The following is a 26,591-nucleotide window of genomic DNA, read 5'->3' on the forward strand; positions in this document are numbered from 1 at the left end:
AACACAAAAAACGCCTCGAAAGGCGTTTGTATTATAGATCTATTTATAAGGATTGGTACAAATCATTGTATCGTTGACTAGCCGTATCCCATGAGAAGTCACGCGTCATAGCTTGCTCTTGGAGACCATACCAAGCCTGTTTGTCATTGTAGTAGACAGCCAAGGCTTCATCAACTGCCCAGTTAAACCAATAGCCAGACAAATTATTGAAACTAAAGCCTGTTCCACTTCCATCAACAGCATTATACGGTTGGACCGTATCTCGAAGTCCGCCGACTTCATGCACTAAAGGAAGGGTTCCATAACGCATGGCCATCATTTGAGAAAGACCACACGGTTCAAAACGGCTTGGCATCAAGAAGACATCCGACGCTGCATAGATTTCTTGGGCCAATTGGACATCAAATGTGATATTCGCTGAAAGTTTATCTGGGTAGGCTTGACCAAACCAAGCAAAGGCATTTTCAAATCCAGGATCTCCTGTACCGAGCAAGACAATCTGAATATCCTTTTGCAAGAGTTGATGCAACTCTTCTACCACCACGTCAAAGCCTTTTTGACGTGTCAAACGAGAGACGATCCCAAACAAAGGAACATCATCGCGAACAGGTAGACCGACACGTTCTTGAAGAGCTCGTTTACTAGCTGCTTTACCTGAAAGATCTGAGAGACTGAAGTGATACGTCAAGAGTGGATCCGTTTCAGGATTATACAGATCTGCATCAATCCCGTTAACAATTCCGGTCACCTTGCCAGACTCCATCCGAAGGATCTGATCCAAGCCACAACCATATTCAGCAGTCATAATCTCATGCGCATAGCTAGGAGAAACAGTTGTCACACGGTCAGCATATAGAATGCCGGCTTTCATCCAGTTCAGGCAATCATTCCATCGAAGTGTTCCATCTGCATAGCGTTCAAATCCAACTCCGAAAAGATCCCACAACATTCCTGGGTCGAACTGACCTTGGAATTCCAAATTATGGATGGTCAATACTGTCTTAATTCCATGATAAGCTTGAATCCAACGGTATTTTTCCTTCAGCAAGAAAGGAATCATCGCCGTATGGTAATCATGGGCATGAAGAACATCTGGAATGAAGTCAACTCGTTCCATCGTTTCTAAGGCCGCGAGCTGGAAGAAGGCAAAGCGTTCGCCATCATCGAAGTCACCATACACATGACCTCTAAAGAAATAATGTTGGTTATCAATAAAGTAAAAGGTGACTCCATCGCGCACAATGCGTTTCACACCAACATATTGACTTCTCCAGCCAACCTTGGTCTCAAAATGCAAGACATCTTCGATTTGATCTCCAAACTTAGCCTCTACCATATCATAGTAAGGGAGGATCACGCGCACATCATGACCACTTTTCGCTAAGGATTTAGGAAGAGCGCCAATAACGTCTCCCAAACCACCTGTTTTAGAAAACGGTGCTCCTTCAGCTGCAACAAATAATAGTTTCATTAGACAATATCCTCTGTAACAATCGTTCCTTTTTTAACCACGACAGGTGCTTCTTCTGTCCCACGAATCGTCACACCAGCAGCCACTTCGACACCCTTATCCAGGATGGCATGTTCGACGATTGCATTTTCATGAATCACAACACCAGGGAAGAGAAGACTACTGCGGACCTCTGAACCTTGATGAAGGTGTACCCGACGTGAAACAACGGAGCGTTCAACGGTTCCTTCTACAATACTACCCGAAGCAAATTGAGACGATTTAATATGTGAAGTCTTGGAATAATACGTTGGTTCTTCATTCTTCACTTTCGTATACACTTTTTGATTTGGTGAAAAGAGCTTCATGAATTTTTGGTTTTCCAACATATCCAAGTTTGCATGGTAGTAGGATTCCACTGAATGAATATTGGCAAGGTAGCCTGTATATTCAAAGGCAAAAGCATTGTATTCCACTGCCAAATCACGCAAGATATAGCGCAATTTTTGTGGGTATTCTTTCTTGGCTTCTTCTTCAATTTTTTCAATCAACCAAGGAGTGTCCACAATAAAGACATCTGTTGACATGTTGTAGACTTCGTCAGGATCCTTGCCATCAAAAAGTCTTTGCTCTGTAACATGGTCTGTTTCATCAATTTTCAAGACAGCATTGACTTCAGAGATATTTTGAAGATGCAACTTCTTATAAACCACTGTAATCGGACGGTCAACGCTATTATGCAAGTGGAAAACTTGATTGAGGTCAATATTCATCAAGACATCACAGTTCAAAGCAACCGTTTGGTTGGAACCAGACCGTTTCAAATAGGTCAACAATTGTTGGTAATATTCTGGCCCTACCGTTGTATTTTCAACTGGAGTATTATAGATTCCGAGATAATAGTGGCTCAATAAAGTAGACAAGCCCCACTCACGACCTGAACGAATATGGTCAAAGACCGAACTAATATTTTCTTGTTGGAAAATCCCAAAAACACTACGAATACCAGCATTCGCAAGACTAGACAACGGGAAGTCGATTAAGCGGTATTTCCCATCAAACGGTAGGGATGCTACCGGACGATGGCTAGTCAAAGTGGACATATCATGATACCCAACTGTATTTCCTAAAATGGCTGAATATTTATCAATCTTCATCTGTTGCTACCCCCACTTTTTCATTGTAACCGACAACTTGTACTTCCTCTGTTCCATCAATCACGACACCTTCTGCAATGACTGCACCTTCCCCGATAATCGCGCGTTTCACGACAGCTCCTTTACCGATAATGGCATTGCTCATCACGACAGCATCTTCGACAACTGCTCCTTCACGAACTTGAGCTTCTGTTGATAAGATGGAGTGTTTGACTGTACCGTCTACCGAACAACCGTCGACGACAAGAGAATCTTCGACGTGGCCATGTTCCCCAAAGAAGTTCGGTGGAGAAATGAGGTTGCGTGAATAGATTTTCCAGTGACGATCGCGACTATCCAAGGCATTATTTGGATCGATATATTCCATATTGGCTTCCCAAAGAGACTCAATCGTACCAACGTCTTTCCAATAACCATTGAATTCATAAGCATAAACACTTTCGCCTGATTCTAGATACGTTGGAATGACATTTTTACCGAAGTCTGACATATCGATATCACTCTTTTCAGCAGCAACCAACATATTGCGCAGACGAGCCCAGTCAAAGATGTAAATCCCCATTGAAGCCTTAGTTGATTTTGGTTCAGCTGGTTTTTCTTCAAATTCGACAATCCGATTATTGGCATCTGTATTCATGATTCCAAAACGGCTTGCTTCCTTCAAAGGTACATCTAGGACTGCAACGGTCAAACTTGCGTTATTATCCTTGTGCGCTTGAAGCATGTCATCGTAATCCATCTTGTAAATGTGGTCCCCAGATAGAATCAAGACATATTCCGGATTGATGCTATCGATATAGTCGATGTTTTGAAGAATAGCATGGCTAGTTCCTTCAAACCAACGATTTCCTTCACTAGCTGAATAAGGTTGGAGAATAGACACACCCGTATTGATTCCATCTAAACCCCAGCTGGAACCATTCCCAATATGGCTGTTAAGGGCAAGTGGTTGATACTGTGTAATCACACCAACATTGTGAATTCCTGAGTTGGCACAGTTTGAGAGAGCAAAATCGATAATCCGATAGCGCCCACCAAATTGAACCGCAGGTTTCGCGATGTTTTTGGTTAATTTTCCAAGACGTGTTCCTTGCCCACCGGCAAGAATTAAAGCGAGCATTTCATTCTTCATTGACTACTTCCTCTTTTTAAAGCTTGGACTCCCTTAGAGTCAACCGATCATCATTTTTTATCTGATGTTTTAGATTTCGTTTTGCGAACCTTCCGTTTCACCTTCCAAATGCTAGCTCCTAAAGCCGGCAAAGTAAAGGTCAAAGTTTGTTCATAATCCTTCCACAGTCCATCTTGAGACTGAACTGTCGGATTGTGCTCTTTCCAGACACCTCCCCATTCTTCTAATTCTGTATTCCAAATTTCTTCATAGACCGCTGATATAGGCACACCAATCGTAAAGTCCTTGCGTTCCACTGGTGCCATATTAAAGACGCACACCAAAAGATCACCCTTACGATTTTTCCGGATCATAGACAAGACGCTCTGATCCCGGTTATCTGCATCAATAATCTCTAAGCCATCAAAGCTATCATCAATCTCCCACAATTCCTTGTGTTCTTTGTAGAAATGATTGAGCTGAGAAGTGAAACGACGCATCTTAGCATTCATTTCATCCTCTAGATTGCCCCATTCCAATTGCTCTTCTGACTTCCATTCCAAAAATTGACCAAATTCTGAACCCATAAAGAGTAATTTCTTACCTGGATGGCAAATCTGATAGGTCAAGAGGTTACGGAGTCCAGCAAATTGATTGTAACGATCTCCCCACATCTTATGCATCAAACTCTTCTTACCATGCACCACTTCATCATGTGAAAATGGTAGTAAGAAGTTTTCAGAAAATGCATACATGAAACTAAAGGTTACCAGGTTAAAGTCAAATTTCCGGTAGATGGGATCTTCTTCGTAGAATCGAAGGATATCATTCATCCACCCCATATTCCATTTATAGTCAAAGCCAAGTCCACCTTCTTCTTCAGGACCCGTGATCTTTTGACCAGCAGAACTTTCTTCTGCAATCATCATGACATCTGGGTGTTCGTTCTTGATAATCGCATTCAAACGTCTAAGGAAATGAACGCCTTCGTAGTTGAGGTTTCCACCATCAATATTTGGTGTCCATGGACCACTATCGTAGTCAAGATAGAGCATATTGCTCACAGCATCGACCCGAATCCCATCTAAATGATAGGTATCAATCCAAAACTTCAAACTAGAAATCAAGAATGACTGGACTTGATTCTTCCCTAAATCGAAGTTCAAGGCTCCCCATCCGTAGTTATGGGCACGATGTTCATCCTGGTATTCAAAGGTTGGTGTTCCATCATAATAAGCCAAGGCATCATCATTGATAATGAAATGTCCTGGTACCCAATCCACGATCACTCCGATATTGTTGAGGTGGCATTCTTCCACGAAGTCTTGAAACTCTTCTGGGCTACCATAAGTCTGCTCGAGTGCAAAATATCCCATGAGCTGATAGCCCCAACTCAAGCCCAATGGATGGGCCATCACTGGCATAAATTCCACGTGGGTGTAGTTCATCTCTACCAGATACGGAATGAGTTCATCTTTTAGTTGTTTGAAGGTGTAGGAACTGTGATCCTCATTTCGTTTCCAAGATCCTGCATGAACCTCGTAAATATTAACAGGTCGTTCCTTAAAACCAAGTTTTTTACGGCGTGCTCTCCAGAGACCATCTTTCCAGTTTTTCTCTGGAATGGTCTTAATAATAGATCCTGTATTGGGTCTCTTTTCCATCCATAACGCTAGAGGATCGATTTTTTGCACCTGATGACCATTTTGTCGAGTCACCAAATACTTGTATATATCTCCCTCTTTTGCATCGGAACAGAAGACTTCCCAGACGCCTCCTTCATTACGAACCATTGGAATTTTACGAGCTTCCCAATCAGTGAAATCACCAATCAGATCCACCGCCTGAGCATTGGGAGCCCAAACACGGAAGGTAAAGCCTTCTTGTTCTCCCCTTGTTTCCTTGTGAGCTCCTAAGTACTCTTGAAGATGGAAATTATCCCCTCTTCCAAATGTCCATAAGTCTGTGCTTCTATCCATATACTCACCTCTTTGCTTTTTTGAAAGCGTTTTCTATTTGATATTATTCTACTATAAAATCACTTAATTTTCAAGTTGATTCCTGTAAAATCATGTAAATTTATCAGGAAAAGTTTTTCCATTTTCTTTCCCGAACCTTTTACTTCATTCCTTCGCTTTCCTCCTAATCTTACTTACGATTATACTATATATACGAGGAAAATTAAACAAAAAACCGAACATTTAAATCACTATTTTTATTACTAACTAGTTTATTACGAATAAAATGAACATTTTTATGTACAATGTAAAAAAAGACTAAGACAAATTTGTCTTAGTCTTGATCGACTCTTAGTTTACGTTCACGTATTCTTTTGAAAGTTCAAGAACTTCTTCCATTGTTGAACATTCAGTCAGAGCACGGTTAGCGTATTCTTGCATTTTAGCTGTGTCGAGTTTCTTCATCAAGCTACGTGTACGAAGGACAGATGTCGCTGACATAGAGAACTCATCCAAGCCCATTCCGACAAGAAGTGGAACAGCAGTTTGGTCACCGGCCATTTCACCACACATACCTGCCCATTTGCCTTCAGCGTGAGCTGCTTTGATCACGTTATTGATCAAACGAAGGATTGATGGGTTATATGGTTGGTAAAGGTATGAAACTTGTTCGTTCATACGGTCAGCAGCCATTGTGTATTGGATCAAGTCATTTGTACCGATTGAGAAGAAATCAACTTCTTTAGCAAATTGGTCCGCAAGCATTGCTGCAGCTGGGATTTCAATCATGATACCTACTTGGATATCATCTGCCACAGCAACACCTTCAGCAAGCAATTTAGCTTTTTCTTCTTCAAGAATACCTTTAGCAGTACGGAACTCCGTCAACAAAGCAACCATTGGGAACATGATCCGCAATTTACCGTGAACAGATGCACGAAGCAAGGCACGCAATTGGGTACGGAACATTTGATTACCAGTTTCAGAGATAGAAATACGCAAAGCACGGAAACCTAAGAATGGGTTCATTTCTTTAGGAAGGTCGAAGTAAGGAAGTTCTTTATCCCCACCGATATCCATTGTACGAACAACAACAGGTTTACCATTCATACCTTCAAGAACTGCTTTGTAGGCTTCGTATTGGTCATCTTCCGTTGGGAAGTCTTGAGAATCCATGTACAAGAATTCTGTACGGTAAAGACCAACAGCTTCTGCACCATTATCGTTTACACCTTCAACGTCTTTAGGTGTACCGATGTTGGCAGCCAACTCGAAGTGTTTTCCATCAGCAGTCACTGTTTTCGCATCTTTAAGGAGAGCCCATTCAGCTTTTTGTTTAGCATAAGCTTCACCAGCTGCTTTGAAGGCTGCAATTTGTTCTTCAGTAGGGTTGATCACCACTTCACCAGTGATCCCTGAAACAGCCAAAACATCACCATCTTTGACAAGTTCTGTGATGTTATTTGTACCAAGAACAGCTGCAATTTCAAGTGTACGAGCCATGATAGCTGAGTGACTGGTACGTCCACCGATATTCGTAACAAAAGCTTTTACATACTTTTTGTTCAACTGCGCTGTATCAGATGGAGTCAAGTCATGCGCAACCACGATTGCTTCTTCATTGATAGAAGCAGGGTTTGGCAATTTCTTACCAAGCAAGTTGGCAAGGACACGTTTGGTAACGTCACGAATATCTGCCGCACGTTCTTGCATGTAAGGATTGTCTTCCATTCCTTCAAAGATCGCAATGAACATGTCAGTGACTTCTTTCAAGCCTGCTTCTGCATTGATTTTTTTCGTACGAATTGTTTCTTTGATCTGACCAATCATTTCAGGGTCAGCAAGAACCATCATATGCGCATCAAAAACTTGCGCTGCTTCTTCACCAAGGCTTGCTACTGCATTCTCCCGGATAAGAGAAAGCTCGTTTTGTGAAGCTTCAAGAGCTGCATCCAAACGAGCTTCTTCTGCACTTGTATCTTCGACTGAAACAGTCTCAAATGATAAGTCTGGTTGAATGAGCAAATATGCCTTAGCAACGGCAACACCGTCAGATGCTGCAATTCCTTTTAGCATTTTTGTCATATTTTAAGCCAATCCTTCTTTAGTCATTGTTTCTGAGATAGCTGCGATAGCATCATCAGCGTCAGCACCTTCTGCAGAGATTACAACGTCTGCTCCTTGACCAACACCAAGGCTCATAACACCCATGATTGATTTCAAGTTAACTGATTTACCTTTGTATTCAAGAGTAATATCTGAAGCAAATTTGCTAGCAGTTTGAACCAACAAAGTTGCTGGACGTGCGTGGATACCTGTTTCTGCCACGATGTGGAAATCTTTAGAAGCCATAGTTTGACTCTCCTTTTTAAAAATATTTTTTGAGTTACCTTTTGATAACCCTTACAATTTGGTATTATATCATCTTTTGAAATTTTTTTCAAGATTTTTATCACTGACTTACAGAAAAAGACTGCGAAAAATCCCAATTTAGATACATTTTAAGAAGCAACTGAAGAACAGAGAAAATATCTTTTCAATTTTCTACTATATTATAAGTAACATTTTCCTCCGCTTTCAATGAAAAGAAGCTGTTTAACCACAGGATATTGATTCACCAAAAAATTATAACTAATTAAAGATGCTTTAAAGCCTATTCCTATCCCATTTCTTCGATTTTCACACTTTTCACTCACCACAATATATTGTGCTTTGAAAACTCCATTTCATCTCTTTGCACAATATTTAGTTTTATTTTGTTGACAAGTTGCTGGATTTTGTTTATACTGTTTACAGATTTATATTTCGATAGGAGAACGGAAAAGAAATGGTAACCATTTATTCAAAAAATAATTGTGTTCAATGCAAAATGACCAAGCGATTCCTCGATAGCAATCACGTGGAATATCGCGAAATTAACTTAGATGAACAGCCAGAATTTGTAGAGCATGTTAAGAACCTTGGTTTCAATGCTGCTCCAGTTATTCAAACACCGGATGAAGTATTTTCTGGTTTTCAACCAGCTAAGTTGAAGAAACTTTCTTAATTAACACAGTATTTTGCTTAAATAGGGTCTAGCGTTAGCAACCTAACACTAGACTTTTTACTTGGAAAGAGAGGACTTCTCCTCTTCATTTTTTTGAACTAGAAAAGGATTATTATGGGATTAAAATCTCTTGAAGATGTGACGTATTTTCGTCTTAACAATGAAATCAACCGTCCAGTAAACGGCCAAATCATGCTTCATAAAGATAAAGAAGCTTTGGATGCGTTCTTTAAAGAAAATGTTGTACCAAATACTAAAGCCTTTGACTCAATTACAGACAAGATTCAGTACCTTCTCGAGCACAATTACATTGAGAGAGCTTTTATCGAGAAATACCGTCCTGAATTTTTAGAGGAATTGGCCCAATTTATCAAAGACCAAAACTTCCAATTCAAGTCCTTCATGGCGGCCTACAAATTCTATAACCAATACGCTTTGAAAACAAATGATGGAGAATACTATCTTGAAAGCATGGAAGACCGTGTCTTTTTCAATGCTCTCTATTTTGCTGATGGAAATGAAGCTATCGCGCGAGACATCGCAAACGAAATTATCCACCAACGCTACCAACCAGCTACTCCTTCTTTCTTAAACGCTGGACGTGCCCGCCGTGGGGAATTGGTATCATGTTTCTTGATCCAAGTAACCGATGATATGAATGCGATCGGACGTTCCATCAACTCTGCCCTTCAACTGTCTCGTATCGGTGGTGGGGTTGGGATTTCTCTCAGCAACCTTCGTGAAGCTGGAGCACCAATCAAAGGGTATGAAGGAGCCGCTTCTGGAGTGGTTCCAGTTATGAAACTCTTTGAAGATAGCTTCTCTTACTCTAACCAATTGGGACAACGCCAAGGGGCTGGGGTGGTTTACCTCAACGTCTTCCACCCAGACATCATCGCCTTCCTTTCAACTAAGAAAGAAAATGCTGATGAAAAAGTTCGGGTGAAGACTCTTTCACTTGGTGTCGTCGTGCCAGATAAGTTCTACGAGTTGGCTCGTAAGAATGAAGAGATGTACCTCTTTAGCCCTTACTCTGTAGAGCGTGAATACGGAGTACCATTCAACTACATCGACATCACTGAAAAATACGATGAATTGGTTGCTAATCCAAACATCCGCAAGACAAAAATTAAGGCACGTGATTTGGAAACTGAAATTTCTAAATTGCAACAAGAATCTGGCTATCCATATGTAGTCAACATCGATACTGCTAACCGGGCAAACCCTGTTGATGGAAAAATCATCATGAGTAACTTGTGTTCAGAGATCCTTCAAGTTCAAGAACCAAGCTTGATCAACGATGCCCAAGAATTTGTTCAAATGGGAACAGACGTCTCATGTAACCTTGGTTCAACCAACGTAGTTAACATGATGACTTCACCTGATTTTGGTCGTTCGATTCGTGCCATGGTTCGTGCTTTGACCTTCGTTACAGATAGCTCTCATATCGTGGCCGTTCCAACTATTGACCACGGAAATAAACTGGCGCATTCGTTCGGACTTGGAGCAATGGGACTTCACAGCTACCTTGCGCAACAATTGATCGAATACGGATCACCTGAGTCTGTCGAGTTCACTAGCATCTACTTCATGCTCATGAACTACTGGACTCTCGTAGAATCAAACAACATTGCGCGCGAACGTGGTGTTACCTTCCACAACTTCGAAAAATCTGATTATGCCAATGGTACTTACTTTGATAAGTACACGACTGGAGAATTTGTACCAAAATCTGATCGCGTCAAAGAACTCTTTAAAGATATCTTTATCCCAAGTGCTGAGGATTGGGCAGAACTGCGTGCTAAAGTTCAAGCAGATGGTCTTTACCACCAAAACCGCTTGGCTGTCGCACCAAATGGATCTATCAGCTACATCAATGACGTATCTGCTTCTATCCACCCAATTACACAACGGATTGAAGAACGCCAAGAGAAAAAAATCGGTAAGATCTACTACCCTGCAGCAGGATTGTCAACGGAAACGATTCCTTACTACACTTCTGCCTACGACATGGATATGCGAAAAGTCATCGATGTCTATGCTGCCGCAACTGAACACGTAGACCAAGGTCTTTCACTGACTCTCTTTATGCGTAGCGATATTCCAAAGGGTCTTTACGAATGGAAAACTGAAAACAAACAAACCACTCGTGACTTGTCTATCCTTCGGAACTACGCCTTTAACAAGGGTATCAAGTCTATCTACTACGTCCGTACCTTTACAGATGATGGTGGAGAAGTTGGCGCCAACCAATGTGAAAGCTGTGTCATCTAATCCGCTATCCTAGATAGCTATCAAAAGTCGGTTCGCCGACTTTTTGTGCGGTATTCTATCAATTTATGGTAGAATAGTAACGATTGAATGAATAGAAAAAGAAAGTGATGCAAATGGAAACATATTACAAAGCCATTAACTGGAATGCGATCGAAGATGTCATCGATAAATCGACCTGGGAAAAACTGACAGAGCAATTCTGGTTGGATACACGTATCCCTTTGTCAAACGACTTGGATGACTGGAGAAAGTTGTCGAATAAAGAAAAAGACCTAGTTGGTAAAGTCTTTGGGGGATTGACCCTTCTAGATACCATGCAATCTGAAACAGGTGTTCAAGCTCTTCGTGCGGATATTCGTACTCCCCATGAAGAAGCTGTCTTTAACAACATCCAATTTATGGAATCTGTCCATGCTAAGTCATACTCTTCTATCTTTTCTACTTTGAATACTAAGTCAGAAATCGAAGAGATTTTCGAATGGACCAACACCAATCCTTTCCTTCAAAAGAAGGCAGAAATCATCAACGAAATCTATCTCAATGGGACCCCTCTTGAAAAGAAAGTCGCCAGCGTTTTCCTTGAAACCTTCCTCTTCTACTCTGGTTTCTTCACACCTCTCTACTATCTTGGAAACAACAAATTGGCCAACGTAGCTGAAATCATTAAGTTGATCATTCGGGACGAATCTGTTCACGGAACCTATATCGGCTACAAGTTCCAACTTGGTTTTAACGAATTACCAGAAGAAGAACAAGAAAAACTCAAAGAGTGGATGTATGATCTTCTCTACACCCTCTATGAGAATGAAGAAGGCTACACAGAGAGCCTCTATGACGGTGTGGGCTGGACAGAAGAAGTCAAGACCTTCCTTCGCTACAATGCCAATAAAGCCCTCATGAACTTGGGACAAGATCCGCTTTTCCCAGACTCAGCAGATGACGTTAACCCAATCGTCATGAACGGAATCTCAACCGGTACCTCTAACCACGACTTCTTCTCTCAAGTCGGAAATGGTTACCTTCTCGGTGAAGTAGAAGCTATGCAGGATGACGATTACAACTACGGCCTATAAGACAAAAACCTTTCCAGATGGAAAGGTTTTTAAATATAGACAACCTATTGTTTTACATAAAACAGATAGATGATTTTCAAAAAATGACTTTTATTTTTTGAAGATTAAAAACTTTCCGCCGTGAGAAAAGTGCTAGAAACAATCATGTTTCTAGCACTCGGGAGTTTTGGAACCTTAGGTCCAAAACTAAGTCAAGGAACTTCTTTGAAGTTCGCTGACGTCCGTACTCACCTAAGAAAAGTTTTTTAGAAGACTTTATCTTCAATCTGAAACCTTTCCAGACGGAAAGGTTTTTTTGTTGCAATCTTTTTCTAATTGGATCTGCTTTTTTTTTGAAAAAAGAGGTTGGACAAACATCCAACCTCTCCGATGATTACAATTTACCTGCTACAGCATCCAACAATTCTTGGATTTTAGCTTGGTTGCTTCCTCCTGCCATGGCCATGTCTGGTTTACCACCACCACGTCCATCGACGATTGGAGCCAATTCTTTGATCACATTACCTGCATGGACCTCTTTTGTCTTGCTAGCTACAAGGACATTGACCTTTTCACCGATAGCTGCGACAAGAACAAGGACGTCAGAGTAATCTTTTTGTTTCCAGTTATCCGCAAAGGTACGAAGAGCACCTGCATCTGATACAGAAACTTGGCTGGCAATGTAACGGTGTCCATTTGCTTCTTGAACATTCTTGAAGACATCGCCTGCTGCCGCTGCTGCCGCTTTTTCCTTCAATTCTGCATTTTCTTTTTGCAATTGACGGAGTTGTTCTTGAAGACCTTCCACCTTGTGAGGGACTTCCTTAAGTTGAGGTGCTTTCAAGGTTGCTGCGACTGCTTTCAGTGCATCTTCTTGTTCACGATAAGCTTCGAAGGCTTCCTTACCAGTCACTGCCAAGATACGACGAGTTCCTGATCCGATCCCTTCTTCTTTGACAATCTTGAAGAGACCAATTTCAGAAGTGTTGCCTACGTGAGTACCACCACAGAGCTCAACAGAGTAGTCCCCGATAGTGACAACACGGACTTCTTTACCGTATTTTTCACCAAAGAGGGCCATGGCTCCCATTTCTTTAGCAGTATCGATATCTGTTTCAATCGTTTCGACTGCGATCGCTTCCCAAATCTTTTCATTGACTTGTTGTTCAATAGCGCGCAATTCTTCAGGAGTTACGGCTTGGAAGTGGGTAAAGTCAAAGCGAAGGAATTCTACTTCGTTGAGAGATCCTGCTTGGGTTGCATGGTTACCAAGGATATTGTGAAGAGCCGCATGGAGCAAGTGAGTCGCAGTGTGATTCTTCATGACACGATGACGACGATTGGTATCGATAGCCAAGGTGTATTCTTGGTTCAAGGCAAGAGGAGCAAGAACTTCAACAGTATGAAGTGGTTGTCCATTTGGTGCTTTTTGAACATCTGTCACAGTCGCTACGACGTTTCCTGCAGCATCCAAGATTTGACCATGGTCCGCAACTTGTCCACCCATTTCAGCGTAGAAAGGAGTTTCTGCAAAGATCAATGATGCAGTCCCTTCTGATACAGCCTCTACTTCTGCATTATCCGCTACGATAGCCACCAACTTAGAAGGCAATTGGCTGGCATTGTAGTTGAAGCTACTTTCAACTGTAATGTTTTGAAGGGTTTCATTTTGCATCCCCATGGATCCGCCTTTAACAGCTGATGCACGCGCACGTTCTTGTTGTTCCTTCATGGCTGCTTCAAAACCTTCACGATCGACTGTCATTCCAGCTTCTTCAGCGATTTCTTCTGTCAATTCTACTGGGAATCCGTATGTATCATAAAGTTTAAAGACATCTTGACCAGCAATCACTGTTTGACCTTTGGCTTTCAAGTCTTCAACGATGGTTTGGGCAAAGTGTTGACCAGAGTTCAAGGTACGAGCAAATGATTCTTCTTCACTCTTGATGATTTTTTCGATAAAGTCTTGTTTTTCAAGTACCTCTGGGTAGTAGCTTTCCATGATCTTCCCAACGGTCGGAACCAATTTATACAAGAAGGTTCCTTCGATCCCTAATTTTTGACCATGCATGGAAGCACGACGGAGGAGACGACGAAGAACGTAACCGCGTCCTTCATTACCTGGAAGAGCCCCATCTCCAATCGCAAATGAAAGCGAACGGATGTGGTCAGCAATCACCTTGAAGCTCATGTTATCGCCATCTGGATCATAGGTTTTACCAGACATCTTTTCAACTTCACGGATGATCGGCATGAAGAGGTCTGTTTCAAAGTTAGTCTTGGCCCCTTGGATAACGGCTACCAAACGTTCCAAACCTGCACCCGTATCAATGTTCTTGTGTGGCAATTCCTTGTACTCACTACGAGGAACAGCAGGGTCAGCGTTAAATTGTGACAAAACAATGTTCCAGATTTCGATGTAACGGTCGTTTTCGATATCTTCTGCAAGCAGACGAAGACCGATATTTTCAGGGTCAAAGGCTTCTCCACGGTCAAAGAAGATTTCTGTATCTGGTCCAGAAGGCCCCGCACCGATTTCCCAGAAGTTGTCTTCGATTGGGATCAAGTGACTTGGATCTACACCAACAGCGATCCAACGGTTGTATGAATCTTTGTCGTCAGGGTAATAGGTCATGTAAAGTTTGTCTTTAGGGAAATCAAACCATTCCGGACTTGTCAAAAGCTCATAAGCCCAAGTAATGGCTTCATCACGGAAGTAATCTCCGATAGAGAAGTTCCCCAACATTTCAAACATGGTATGGTGACGAGCAGTCTTCCCTACGTTTTCGATATCGTTGGTACGGATAGCTTTTTGAGCATTAGTAATCCGTGGGTTTTCAGGTTTGATGGTTCCATCAAAGTATTTCTTAAGAGTGGCAACCCCTGAATTGATCCACAAAAGGGTTGGGTCATTTACAGGAACCAAGCTAACAGATGGTTCTACAGAGTGGCCTTTGCTTGCCCAGAAATCAAGCCACATTTGGCGGACTTGTGCACTAGATAATTGTTTCATATTTTTCTCCTAATTTTTTTAAGATTAATTTGCGCCAGCTTCTAACATTTCGACATAATCGATGGCGACACAAAGTGAGATGACTAAATCAGCGTATTCATCCTCATACACCGATACTTGGTAGGTAGAGGTTAGATGAAAGAGTTCCTTGCTAATCTCAGCGACGATTTGATCCCGATCATCAAACAATTTGAATTCTAGGTCCCAGATATTTCCCTGTACCCGCAGTCCCAAATCTTCGATATCGTATTTATCCCTGAAGAGCGTCAGCTTTTTATGGATAAAAAAACGATCCCCATCCTTCAACTCAACCACAAACTTGGGAAGAAAGCTGATTGTTTTTTTGGTGATATGGCTCACTTCTTGTCCATTCTTATCGTAGATGGTAAAAGTCTTAGGAATCTTAAGAAAAGATCCCTCAACCTGGTACTCAACATTTCCCAACTCATCTTTGATATCGAACCGCTCGCCACCCAATCGAAATTTTTGTTTCACTTGATAGGTTCGCATCTTTTGATCTCCTTTAAAAAGCTCCAGACAACTGCCCATAAACAAAAGACAAGCCACTAAACGAAGGGCGAAAAACCGCGGTACCACCTTCATTCAATGAACTTGTCATTCTTCATTTTATATGCAATTGTCTCAGCCGAGTAGCAAAATCATTTCTCTTCCATGGCTCACACCCCCGCCACTTCTCTGATTCCGAGTAACAATGATTTATTCTCAACTATTTCATTATACAAGTTCCAAAAGGAACCGTCAACTATTTTTTAGATGATGATTTGCTATCGCTCGTTTGAACACCGATATTTTGCAAATATTGGTTAAATGTTGATTTGAAGGCATCATCTTTGACCTTGATATTGGCATTGGTCATCGCTTTTGCAATAATGCTACGGATGTAGTTGGTATCTTGCTTACGACCATCAACAATGATCTCTTTCAAACGTTTTTCGTATTTCTTCCAGTCAGAACCTTTTTCTGTCTTCTTATTCAATTTGACAATATAGTAGCTAGCAGAATAGTTTTGACCTGCTGAAACTGTGATCACATCTGAAATCCCATTTTCATCCAACTTAAAGGCAGCTTCTTTGACTTGAGATGGAATATCTGCTGTTCCTGAATCGAACTTAACTTCGCCACCTTTGTCTTTTGTAGTAGTATCTGTTGAATTGTCTTTGGCGATTTGGGCAAAGTCTGCACCTTCCGCTTTAGCTGCTTCCAACACTTCTTTTGCTTTGTCTTCTGAATCTAACTTGATAATTTGTGCTGTTACTTCTGGTGTGTAAGATTCAAAAGCCGCCTTGTAGTCAGACTCTTTGATATCTTTCTTAGCAGCTTGGTTGACTGCATATTCTAACAACATATTGCTACGGATTTGTTTCTTCGCTGTTTCTTCCGTCAAGCCTTGTTGCGCCAAGTAAGCATCGAATCGGTTCCCCAATTGTTTCTTTTGTTTAGCCAATTCTTTATCGACTTCTTTATCAGAAACTTTTGATCCATATTCTTTTTCAAAGACTTTATTGATGGTCATTTGGAAAAGAACTTGTTGAGCACCTTGGTTAGTTTTGATTTCATTATAGAAATCAGAAACTGTGATCGTGTCCCCTTTCATGGTCACGACATCTTTGTTTGTGCCATTGGCACAGGCTGCTAGTGTTACGACTGATAGCAAGGTCACAGCACCCGCTACAAGTTTTTTCTTCATGAAAATTATTCTCCGTTCCTTTTTAAACTTCTTCTATTTTACCACAAATTAGAGAGAATACCTTAAATTTACCTAAAAAGAGCTAGGATCTGGCAAAGTTACCGTCTCTGCATTTTTCCGAATTATTAAAATACCATCTCCAAGTGGCACCAAACTAGCGGTCAAATCTGGATGATTGAGAGTCGCATGAAAGAGGTTCTGAAGCCCCCGGTAAATGGTTCGTTGCCCACGACGCACTTCCATGATGTCCTTGGCAACATCTCCTCCTTGGAAAATATCATCCAATACCACGACTCCCCCAACCTCTAAGAGTTCGAGAATTCGTGGCAAAAAGACGATGTACTTAGACTTAGCAGAGTCCATGAAGACAAAGTCATAGGTCTCTGTCAAATCCTGCAAAACATCTACTGCATCTCCTTCAAGCAAGGTGATTTGTTTTCTCTGATCGTATTTAGCCAGATTTTCCTTAGCAAAGCCAATCATCTCTTCATTCCGATCAATAGTGGTAATTTGTGCATCGGGAGCATTTTCGGCCATTAAGAGCGCTGAAAATCCAATTGCTGTCCCAATTTCCAGGATTTTCTTTGGTTGTAGGGCTTGCAAGAGTAGTCTAAAGTAAGCTACCGTTTCATGCGGAATAATCGGAATATTTTCCTTGCGGGCGAATGCTTCTAACTCCTCCAAGGCACCTGCTACCGGTTTTTGACGCGTGCGCATAAAGTCAACGATCTCGTCTTTAACCACTGGCCGGCGCATATTGTGGTTGGCATTTTTACTATAAGACTCTACCATCTTATGCGAGTCCTAATTTTTCTACTAGGGCTTCAAATTCATTCAACCGACGTTCAAAGACCGCAAAGGCTGCGTCCAAGTAGTCTTCTTTTTCCATATCCACACCTGCTTTGCGGATGACATTGAGTGGATAATCAGAATTTCCAGCTTTCAAGTAGTCGATATATTTATCACGATCTTCTTGTGTTCCATGAACAATCTTTTCAGCTAAGGCTGAAGCTGCTGCAAAACCTGTTGAATATTGGAAGACATAGTAGTTATAGTAGAAGTGAGGAATCCGAGCCCATTCATATTGGATCTCAGGGTTGTCTTCTTTTGAAAGACCATAGTATTTTTCATTGAGCTCTGCATAAAGGTTGTTCAAGAACTCACTAGTCAAAACGGTACCTTCTTGGTCTGCTTTATGGATGGCATGCTCAAATTCAGCAAACTGCGTTTGACGGAAGACGGTTCCACGGAAGCCATCCAAGAAGTGATTCAAAATAGCAAAGCGAGTTGCATCGTCTTCTACTTCTTCTAACAGACGTTCGGTCAGGATATTTTCATTGGTTGTAGAGGCGATTTCAGCAAGGAAGATGGAATAGTCCCCATAGACATAAGGCTGGGTTTCACGGGTATAGCTAGAATGCATACTGTGACCAGTTTCATGGACCAAGGTGAAGAGATTATCCAATGTATCTTGCCAGTTCAACAACATGAAGGCATTGGTATCATAAGAACCACCTGAATAAGCACCTGAGCGTTTTCCTTGGTTGACATGCACATCAATCCACCGTTCGCTGAAGGCTCGTTTTACACGAGAAAGGTAGTCCTCACCCAAAACAGCCAAGACTTCTTCTGCTTTGGCCAATGATTCTTCATAGGTAAACTTGTAGTCTGTATCGGATAATGGCGTATACATATCGTACATCTTCAAGTCTGAAATTCCAAGAATTTTTGAACGCAATTGTACATAGCGTTGCAAGAGTGGCAAATGTTTGTTCACAGCTGCTACCAAGCTATCATAAACACTTTCTGGTACAAAGTTTTCAGAAAGGGCCGCTTCACGGGCAGATGAGAATTTGCGAACTTTGGCATTGAAGTTGTGAACTTTCACATTGGTTTGCAAGGTTTTAGCATAGGTATGTTGGTACTGTTCATAAACCTTGTAGAGGCCTTCGTAAGCTTCTTTACGAACGGCACGATCTTTTGATTCTACCAAAGAAATATAGTTTCCATGGGTTAATTGAACTTCTTCGCCCTTGTCATCATGTACAGTTGGGAAAACAATATCTGCATTGTCCAAGATTTCAAAAGTTTCACCACCTGCCGCAAAGATCTCACCAGCTCCTGCAAGTAATTCCTCTTCTTTTTGAGACAAGACATGTTCTTTTTTCTCTAGCAAACGATCAAAATAATGACCATATTGTTCCAAGGCTGGAACTTCACTCACAAAGGCCTTGTATTGCTCATCCGTAATGGCCATGAATTCAGACTCATAGAAGGCAAAGGTTTCACCTAACAAGCTATAAAGAGACATCCCTTTTGATTGGTACTCTTGGTATTTAGCCACTCGTGTGTCTTGGTCATTTTTCATATGGGCATAGACGTAGACCTTTTCTAAACGACGGCTCAATTCCAAATATGCATTGGTTGTATCCAACAGTGTTTGCGCTGAATCCAACAAATGACCAGCATAGTGGCTTGCTGCTTTAATATCTGCAGCTAAGCTTGCTGCTTCTTCTTCCCAAGCTTGATCTGTCGCAAAAATTGTCGACAAATCCCATTGGTATTTTTCATCAATTTCATTACGTTGTTTTACCATTTCGATTAATCCTCCAATGGTACTATTTTAGCATAAAAATGAACATTTCGGGAGGATTTCTATCTTAGAAAGTTAGCTTTTCTGTTGAGCATAAAAACGTGGGGGATAAAGGATCTGAACGGGTTGGATCCCTTGCGACTGATAATAGGTCATAAATTGCTGGTAGTAACCTTCTACATCCTCTTTAATTTGGAGCAAGTTCTGTGAAAGGATCGGACGACAAAGAGGATAAAAGAAATCCAGCCCCAGTTCCATCAGATGGTGTCCCTGCATATAGAGTTCTTCCTGAAGCTTCAGCCACTTTGGATGACGATAAAAGAGTTGCTGCTGTATATACGTTAAAAATGTACGATCGAGCTCGACTGCCATTTGCTGCATGGGTTGCGAAAGATAAGGGGTCCGTAAGACTTCCAGTAAAGACCTTTGGCCAAAAGGGAAAATTTCTGTTTGATAATGCAATCGCCCTCGTAAATCCTCATGGATGAGGTATTGTAGACGTAGCTCTTTCTTTGTCAGATCCAATTCCCAAAGATGGAACCCTCGATTCTGACTAAAATAAAGAAAGCCAGCCTGCAGCTTTGTTAGTCTTTCCTTGAGCCACAACTTTTTACCAAGTAACCAATAGACATGGTAACCGTTGGATCGATAAGCATCGCTCCTCTCCTTCAAGCGTTCTAAAGATAAGGAGCTGCACTGCACTTCCAAAGCTAAGTTCTTGTCTACTACCAAAAGATCGGCAATTTGTTGAAAGTCTGCTAAATAACTTTCTACCTCTGTATTAGATTCCTTAGAGGCCCAATCATAAAGACAAGCTTTTAATTCCAGATGTTCAAAACTCTCAGCTTCGTGATGATAGGGACAATGCTGTAATTTTATATGAGCAAAATGAGCCCGTAGAACCGAGCCATTTTTTAGACGCACTGGACTATGACAAGCTAAGCAATAGAAGGGCCCTTCTGTCACAGCTGGGATCTCTTCCATACAGTTCCACCGCTTTTGATTGTTATCCATGGCAATAAACATAGGCCCACCTCCTCATCTATATCATTCGAAAAAAAAATAGGAAAAAGGCTGGAAATTCCAACCTTTTCTTCTTTTTATTCTTCAGAATCTGAATCTGAATCATCACTAGAATCATCAGCAACAGGAGATTTACTCAATTCTTTCTGCATATCTTTCATTTCTTTACGAGTACTTTCCAACTCTTCACGAGCATCTTTCAAGATTTCGATCAAAGCTTCACGGTCTTCTTTAGGAACGACTGTACTATCTGAACCGATGCTTTCCAAGCCTTCATTAAAGATATCTTTTTGGTTTTCTAATCCTTGCTTTAAGGTACTAATCATTGCATCATATTGTTCTTTTGCAGAACCTGTCACAGAAGTACCTGCTTCTTCAGTAATAGAAACAGATTGATCCATTAATTTTGCAAACAACTTTTTGAAGTCTCCAACTGTTTTTGCCTTGCTGATTTCAGCATCTGTTAAGAGGCTAGAAGATGACGTATCTTCTGAATCTGTTGAAGTATCCTTACTTTTTGAAGTGTTAGCAGATTTGCTCGTCACTTTAGTCGTTGATTGACTGTTTGAAGTTTCCTTCTTTGTGTCTTGTTTGTTTGAACAAGCAGCTAGGGAAAAGATCGTCAAAAGAGCAGCTGTCGATAAGATCATTTTTTTCATAAAATGGTCTCCTTTATATTTATTTTACCTCATTCTACCATCGAATACTTTGACTGTCAAATTAATCACTAGTTCTTAATATTAGCAAAAAAGTTGGACAAAACACTGTGAAATCAGTGTTTCTGTCCAACTCCTCGATGATTAGTCATACAATTGTAACAATTTCATTAGTCTACTTTGCCACCAAAAAGGCCGTGAGCCTTCCCTTGGGGCATTTTTAAGGCAAAACTCAGCAAAAAGACGATCCCTACAACCCCTGCTAAAAAGAAACTCATGACTTGGTAACCACCTCTTTCAATACAGAGGGCTGCGAGAGGTTGTAAAAGAATGGTTCCTAAATAACGAGCTCCTTGGACAATAGCCATGGCAAGAACCAAGTCTTTGCCATTCACCTGTTGGGCAATAAACCGTAAGGAGACCATAATCAAAACCATCCCTGTTGTATGCTTGGCTAAAAGAGTCAAAAGCACTTTTAAGAAGACAGGACTTGGAAGAGCGTAGACAACATATTGAGCAAAAATAATCCCGATTGGAAGAGCGATCAAAACCCGTAAAGGACAGTGGTCCATGAATCGATCAGAGAAAAAGATCAAGGGAGCTTCCACTACGACGGAGATAGCTACAACCGTAGAGGCAATATGGACTGGTAGACCACTATCCATGAGTAGCTCAGGAATATAGGTATGACCAATATTTCCAACCCCTGAAGCCAAGCCAATCAACACAATAAAGAAGAGATAAGGTCCATTGTGAAGAAGAGGACGAATAGAGACAGGGTGTTTTTCCTTTTCTACGACTGTCTCTTTTTTCTTCATTCGAACCGCACTTAGACAGAAAATGCTGAGTAAAATGGTGATCAAAACCGTATAATAAACAGCTTGGGGGCTAAACTGATGATAGACCCAGCCGGCTATTTGGACACCGACCGAGTAGCCAATGGTTCCCCAAACGCGAATCTTCCCAAAAGCGTATGGACTTTGCGTTGCAAATACTTCCATCATGGGAGCTGTCCCATTCAAACAGACTAGAACAATCCCATAAAAAACGGTCAGCCAAAAGAGATTGGGGGCCCAAAGAAAACCGAAGACACCACCAATGATCACACTCAGACTGAGGGTCGTCATTTTTACGATTCCAAATCGCTCATTGATATAACCAAAGAAGGGTTGGGCTACCATGGATAAGAAAAAAGCAACCGATACCAAGGTCGACACTTGGGTTGCACTATAGTGCTTTCCCATCAAATAGACGGAAATGAGGGTCGTAAAGAGAGATGTGGACATAAAATAAAAACTATAGAGCAACATATAAGCCGCATAAGAATTTCGGAATTTTTTCATATGAATCCTTTCTAAAAATATCGGAATGAGACAATGACAAAACCCAACTGACAATCAGTTAGGTTTTATTTTACTCTTTATTATAGCGCTTTTGAGCCTCTTTTTTGCGTCTCTCACGACTTTGTTTTTCAATCGAGAGAATGATGACAAGAATGAGAATTGGAATCAAGATCAGGAAGTGATCCAGCGAAAGCCATTTACTGTGCTTAGCCGTTGTCTTTTTCCCACTTGCTGTTTCTTTGACAAGCTCTGGCTTGGCCCCTTCTTCTACCTTCATATCATCTCGGATACCTTCAGACAACGTGTAGAGATCATTATCTACTGTCAGATAGCCATCTTTTACCGCAAGGGTCGGTTCTTTAGCACCTTTTTTGACCGTTGCATAGAAGGGTTTTTCAAGTGTATAGGTCTTGCCGTCAATCTTCTGGACACCTGCATCTAGCAATTTTTTATAGCCAAAATCTTTATAGGCTTTTTCGATCAAGGCATTGCCAAACGGGTGACGGTAATATTCCCCATCTTGGTCTGCCCAATCTCCTACGCCCATAATGACAGCAATTAAGCGCTGATTGCCCCGTTTGATGGTCGCGATATAGTTGAAAGCTCCACGAGGGCTTGAACCAGTTTTCAAACCATCCACACCTTTCAAGGCATACTTGGCTCCTGGCAATGAATAATTGTAGGTATCAAAGGTTTCCTCATTTGGAGTCCCTTTTTTGACCGTGACTTGTGCTTGATTGGTATAGTTTAAAATATCTGGGTATTGATTGATAAAATGATAAACCAGAATCCCTAAATCACGCGCAGTTGTCTGGTTGGCCGCATCATTTGGATAATTGTTGACCTGATAGTAGCCCTGCAAGGTGGAGATGGCCGCCCCACTCGGGTTATTCCAGACCGTATTGGTCATCCCTAATTCCTTAGCCTTGGCATTCATGCGCTCGATAAAGGCATCTGGATCATTGTTGGACATGAGATTGGCCAACATGAGGGTCGATACATTTGAGGATGGAACCACTGTCATGGTAATCAACTCAGGAATGGTGTAGTCTACCCCAGCAACAATATTATTGTTGGAGATTTCATAGATCTTTCCGATCGCTTGATCTGAAGCGGTCGCCTTGATCACTGTATCCTTACTGATCTTGCCATTTGCCATATCTTCAAACAAGAGATAGAGCGTCATGAGCTTACTCATGCTGGCAGGATCTCTGACTTCATCGATATTGTCTTTCCAAAGAACATTGCCCGTATTTCCGTCAATAATAAGCGAAGAATGTGGACGGTTAATGGCTTGGACATTGTCATTTGGATACATCTTTTGCGCCATATCCACCAATTCATCCGCACTCGCTAGAATTGGCTGGCATAAGAGACTCAGAAGGAGGCAAATATGGATCAAATATTTTTTTATCATAAACTTTTCCTTTATAACAGTCTAATCAGCTGGAGGCTAAAATAAGCTTCTAGCCCTCATGCCCTTTCCTCTTGTCTCCCAGTAGATGAAAAGAGCTAATCCCAGCAGATAATTACTTGTATTGTACCATATTTTGAAGCAGAAAAAAACCTATCTGGCCCGAATAAATCGGCGATAGGTCCTGTTTTTTATCGACTTAACAAGCTCAAGGCTTCCTTATCCGCAATAATGGTCACATTTGGATGTCCTTGAAGGGCACTAGCTGGCACTTTTTCTGTCCTTTCACCCTCTACTGTACCTTTGATTGCTTGGGCTTTTGATTCCCCATAAGCAAACAAGACAATTGATTTCGCAGCTAAGATATTGGCAATCCCCATCGAAATGGCTTGGGTTGGTACATCTTCGATCTTATCAAAGAAACGAGAATTGGCCTCAATGGTAGAGGCATCCAACTGAACTAAGTGGGTCTGACTATCAAAGGATGTCCCTGGCTCATTAAAACCGATATGCCCATTGCGCCCGATTCCCAAGATTTGAAGATCCACTGGATGGTCTTCGAGTATTTTGTTATAACGGATCACTTCTTGATCGGCAGATTCTTCTACACCTGATGGGAGATAACTTTCTTTGAATGGTTTAGCATCAAAGAGGTTTTTCTCCATGAAATACCGATAAGATTGAGGATCATCTCCCGTCAACCCTACGTATTCATCTAAGTTCACACTGATTAGATTAGACAGATCCAAATCACTTTCACGAATTTGTTTATAAAACTCAAGGGGACTGCTTCCAGTCGCAAGACCTAAGGTTTGAGCACCTTCCTTTAAGGTTTCTTTTAATATATCAAAGGCAACTTTTCCACCCTCAATTTGGTCCTTTACTTCAATAATTTTCATTGGATAGACCTCCTATTTCTCTATGCTTTTATTATATGGTATAGACCAATTTTTGTCAAGTGAAACCGCTATCTTTTTCTGGCATTTTTTTCATTTTCAAGTCGATTCGTGATATAATGAAAGGTATGATTGTATCACTATTATTCATCATTTTTTTGATCGGACTCCTTGTCTTTCTCTTATCTTTCTTGATTCATCAAAGAAAGATTCTCAAGGTCCTGATCTTTTTGATGGGAATCAGCCTGATGCTCTTAGCTGTCGGGACTACCATCTATCTACTCACAAATTTATTATAAAAGGAGCGCAAATGAATACCAACGACTTTGACTTTGATTTGCCTGAAGAACTGATTGCCCAAACCCCTCTTGAAAAACGAGATGCCTCTAAACTCTTGATCCTCGATCGAAAAACAGGGCAATTCCAAGACCGTCATTTTGATGCAATTTTGGATGAATTGGAGCCAGGAGATGCTCTTGTCATGAACAATACGCGCGTTCTACCAGCCCGCCTTCATGGAGTCAAACCAGAAACAGGTGGTCACGTCGAATTCCTTCTCCTTAAAAATACGCAAGATGACTGTTGGGAAGTCTTGGCAAAACCTGCAAAACGCTTAAAGGTAGGGGCCACAGTCAGCTTCGGAGATGGTCGTTTGACCGCAACCGTTGAGGAAGAATTGGAGCATGGAGGCCGTATCGTTCGCTTCCACTATCAAGGGATCTTCTTAGAAGTTTTGGAAAGCCTTGGCGAAATGCCACTTCCTCCCTATATTCACGAAAAGCTTGCTGACCGCGAGCGCTACCAAACCGTTTACGCCAAAGAAAATGGGTCTGCTGCAGCTCCAACGGCAGGTCTTCATTTCACCCAAGAATTGCTCCAAAAGATTGAAGCAAAAGGGGTTCACCTGGTCTATTTGACCCTTCATGTGGGCCTAGGAACCTTCCGTCCAGTATCTGTGGACAATCTTGAAGACCATGAGATGCACTCTGAATTCTACCAACTTTCCGAAGAAGCTGCTGCTACCCTTCGTCAGGTAAAAGCTGCAGGAAAACGCATCGTAGCTGTTGGAACGACTTCTATTCGAACCCTTGAAACGATTGGCAATAAATTTGATGGAGACATCCAAGCCGATTCAGGCTGGACCAATATTTTTATCAAACCAGGTTATGAATGGAAAGTCGTCGATGCCTTTTCTACCAACTTCCACCTTCCAAAATCAACTCTGGTCATGTTGGTTTCTGCCTTTGCCGGCCGTGAATTAACCCTCGAAGCCTACCACCATGCGATTCAAGAACGCTACCGGTTCTTTAGTTTTGGGGATGCTATGTTCATCAAGTAAAGGAGTCTCTCATGAATAAAATTGAAAGTCGCCACCGCTTGATCCGCTCGATCATTTCTGAGCGTAGGATTCATACCCAACAAGAACTTCAAGAAGCCTTAGAAGCAAATGGCGTTCTCGTTACCCAGTCCACCCTTTCACGGGATGTCAAATCCTTGAATCTAGTAAAAATTAACGAGGGGGATAGTTCCTACTATGCCATGAATACTATCGCTCCTTCCCGTTGGGAAAAGCGCCTGCGGATGTATATGGAAGATGCCTTAGTTATGTTACGGCCCGTTCAAAACCAGGTTGTTGTAAAAACTCTTCCAGGCCTTGCCCAATCCTTTGGTGCGATCTTAGATGCACTGGAACTGGATCAAATCGTAGCCACCATCTGTGGAGACGATGTCTGTTTAGTCATCTGCGAAGACAACCAAGGAGCTTTGGATTGCTTTGAAAAATTAAAAGAATTCACCCCACCCTTCTTCTTTAGTAAATAAAAAGAGAGTGGGACAGAAATCGGTAATTCGTTAGAATTCGATTTCGTCGTCCCACCTCCGCACAGTTGAGTAGGGC

Annotated in this window: 21 protein-coding genes; 5 read left to right on the forward strand and 16 right to left on the reverse strand. The window is 41.5% G+C overall.

Annotated features, from left to right (window positions below; translation table 11 throughout):
* Positions 1-43 precede the first annotated feature (43 nt).
* From glgA to NFR56_RS05515, 6 genes are all read right to left on the reverse strand, one after another.
* Positions 44-1,471, reverse strand: coding sequence for a glycogen synthase GlgA (gene glgA, locus NFR56_RS05490; RefSeq protein WP_003006424.1), 1,428 nt, complete (start codon positions 1,469-1,471; stop codon positions 44-46).
* Positions 1,471-2,607, reverse strand: a complete 1,137-nt coding sequence (glgD, locus tag NFR56_RS05495) for a glucose-1-phosphate adenylyltransferase subunit GlgD (RefSeq protein ID WP_003006422.1) — start codon at positions 2,605-2,607, stop codon at positions 1,471-1,473. Before glgD ends, glgA begins: the two co-directional genes overlap by 1 nt.
* A complete protein-coding gene (locus NFR56_RS05500; RefSeq protein ID WP_014713084.1) occupies positions 2,597-3,739 on the reverse strand; it encodes a glucose-1-phosphate adenylyltransferase in 1,143 nt (380 codons plus the stop codon). Before NFR56_RS05500 ends, glgD begins: the two co-directional genes overlap by 11 nt.
* 50 nt (positions 3,740-3,789) lie before the next feature.
* Positions 3,790-5,697, reverse strand: a complete 1,908-nt coding sequence (glgB, locus tag NFR56_RS05505; protein ID WP_070660183.1) for a 1,4-alpha-glucan branching protein GlgB — start codon at positions 5,695-5,697, stop codon at positions 3,790-3,792.
* Between the two features lie 330 nt (positions 5,698-6,027).
* Entirely contained in the window at positions 6,028-7,761 is a 1,734-nt protein-coding gene (gene ptsP, locus NFR56_RS05510; RefSeq protein WP_134974188.1) for a phosphoenolpyruvate--protein phosphotransferase, read from the reverse strand.
* A 3-nt stretch (positions 7,762-7,764) separates the two neighbouring features.
* Positions 7,765-8,028, reverse strand: coding sequence for a phosphocarrier protein HPr (locus NFR56_RS05515; RefSeq protein WP_003006411.1), 264 nt, complete (start codon positions 8,026-8,028; stop codon positions 7,765-7,767).
* 475 nt (positions 8,029-8,503) lie between these two features.
* On the opposite strand from NFR56_RS05515, the gene nrdH reads away from it, so the two are divergent.
* The 3 genes from nrdH (at position 8,504) to nrdF (ending at position 12,069) form a co-directional block, all read left to right on the forward strand.
* Positions 8,504-8,722, forward strand: a complete 219-nt coding sequence (nrdH, locus tag NFR56_RS05520) for a glutaredoxin-like protein NrdH (protein ID WP_003006408.1) — start codon at positions 8,504-8,506, stop codon at positions 8,720-8,722.
* A gap of 114 nt (positions 8,723-8,836) precedes the next feature.
* Positions 8,837-10,996, forward strand: coding sequence for a class 1b ribonucleoside-diphosphate reductase subunit alpha (gene nrdE, locus NFR56_RS05525; RefSeq protein ID WP_049472150.1), 2,160 nt, complete (start codon positions 8,837-8,839; stop codon positions 10,994-10,996).
* Between the two features lie 113 nt (positions 10,997-11,109).
* Positions 11,110-12,069, forward strand: coding sequence for a class 1b ribonucleoside-diphosphate reductase subunit beta (gene nrdF / locus NFR56_RS05530; protein ID WP_003011591.1), 960 nt, complete (start codon positions 11,110-11,112; stop codon positions 12,067-12,069).
* Between the two features lie 373 nt (positions 12,070-12,442).
* Here nrdF and alaS read toward each other — a convergent pair whose 3' ends face one another.
* The 10 genes from alaS to NFR56_RS05580 all read right to left on the reverse strand — a co-directional run bounded on the left by alaS (position 12,443) and on the right by NFR56_RS05580 (position 24,697).
* Complete coding sequence (gene alaS / locus NFR56_RS05535) at positions 12,443-15,061, reverse strand: alanine--tRNA ligase (RefSeq protein ID WP_195189703.1); 2,619 nt, start codon at positions 15,059-15,061, stop codon at positions 12,443-12,445.
* A 24-nt stretch (positions 15,062-15,085) separates the two neighbouring features.
* Positions 15,086-15,571 carry an LURP-one-related/scramblase family protein gene (locus NFR56_RS05540; protein WP_003012021.1) on the reverse strand — a complete coding sequence of 162 codons (486 nt, stop codon included), beginning with the start codon at positions 15,569-15,571 and terminating at the stop codon, positions 15,086-15,088.
* 253 nt (positions 15,572-15,824) lie between these two features.
* Positions 15,825-16,769, reverse strand: coding sequence for a peptidylprolyl isomerase PrsA (gene prsA / locus NFR56_RS05545; RefSeq protein ID WP_251458039.1), 945 nt, complete (start codon positions 16,767-16,769; stop codon positions 15,825-15,827).
* 72 nt (positions 16,770-16,841) lie between these two features.
* Positions 16,842-17,561 (reverse strand): O-methyltransferase, encoded by a 720-nt coding sequence (locus NFR56_RS05550; RefSeq protein ID WP_251458042.1) that lies wholly within the window; start codon positions 17,559-17,561, stop codon positions 16,842-16,844.
* A gap of 1 nt (position 17,562) precedes the next feature.
* A complete protein-coding gene (gene pepF / locus NFR56_RS05555; RefSeq protein ID WP_251458045.1) occupies positions 17,563-19,365 on the reverse strand; it encodes an oligoendopeptidase F in 1,803 nt (600 codons plus the stop codon).
* 72 nt (positions 19,366-19,437) lie between these two features.
* Complete coding sequence (locus NFR56_RS05560) at positions 19,438-20,388, reverse strand: competence protein CoiA family protein (RefSeq protein WP_195189700.1); 951 nt, start codon at positions 20,386-20,388, stop codon at positions 19,438-19,440.
* Between the two features lie 74 nt (positions 20,389-20,462).
* Positions 20,463-21,044, reverse strand: a complete 582-nt coding sequence (locus NFR56_RS05565) for an LptM family lipoprotein (protein WP_251458048.1) — start codon at positions 21,042-21,044, stop codon at positions 20,463-20,465.
* A gap of 167 nt (positions 21,045-21,211) precedes the next feature.
* Complete coding sequence (locus NFR56_RS05570; protein WP_251458051.1) at positions 21,212-22,384, reverse strand: MFS transporter; 1,173 nt, start codon at positions 22,382-22,384, stop codon at positions 21,212-21,214.
* Between the two features lie 70 nt (positions 22,385-22,454).
* Positions 22,455-23,801, reverse strand: coding sequence for a DUF1958 domain-containing protein (locus NFR56_RS05575; protein ID WP_251458054.1), 1,347 nt, complete (start codon positions 23,799-23,801; stop codon positions 22,455-22,457).
* A 188-nt stretch (positions 23,802-23,989) separates the two neighbouring features.
* The gene (locus NFR56_RS05580) at positions 23,990-24,697 is read right to left on the reverse strand and encodes a glucosamine-6-phosphate deaminase (protein ID WP_003006372.1); all 708 of its coding nucleotides are present in this window, start codon (positions 24,695-24,697) and stop codon (positions 23,990-23,992) included.
* A gap of 307 nt (positions 24,698-25,004) precedes the next feature.
* On the opposite strand from NFR56_RS05580, the gene queA reads away from it, so the two are divergent.
* Both queA and NFR56_RS05590 read left to right on the forward strand, forming a co-directional pair.
* Positions 25,005-26,033, forward strand: coding sequence for a tRNA preQ1(34) S-adenosylmethionine ribosyltransferase-isomerase QueA (queA, locus tag NFR56_RS05585; RefSeq protein ID WP_003006367.1), 1,029 nt, complete (start codon positions 25,005-25,007; stop codon positions 26,031-26,033).
* A gap of 11 nt (positions 26,034-26,044) precedes the next feature.
* The gene (locus tag NFR56_RS05590; RefSeq protein ID WP_009732532.1) at positions 26,045-26,515 is read left to right on the forward strand and encodes an arginine repressor; all 471 of its coding nucleotides are present in this window, start codon (positions 26,045-26,047) and stop codon (positions 26,513-26,515) included.
* The last annotated feature ends 76 nt before the right edge of the window (positions 26,516-26,591 follow it).

The organism is Streptococcus caecimuris (genome assembly GCF_943193075.1).
GTDB lineage: Bacteria > Bacillota > Bacilli > Lactobacillales > Streptococcaceae > Streptococcus > Streptococcus caecimuris.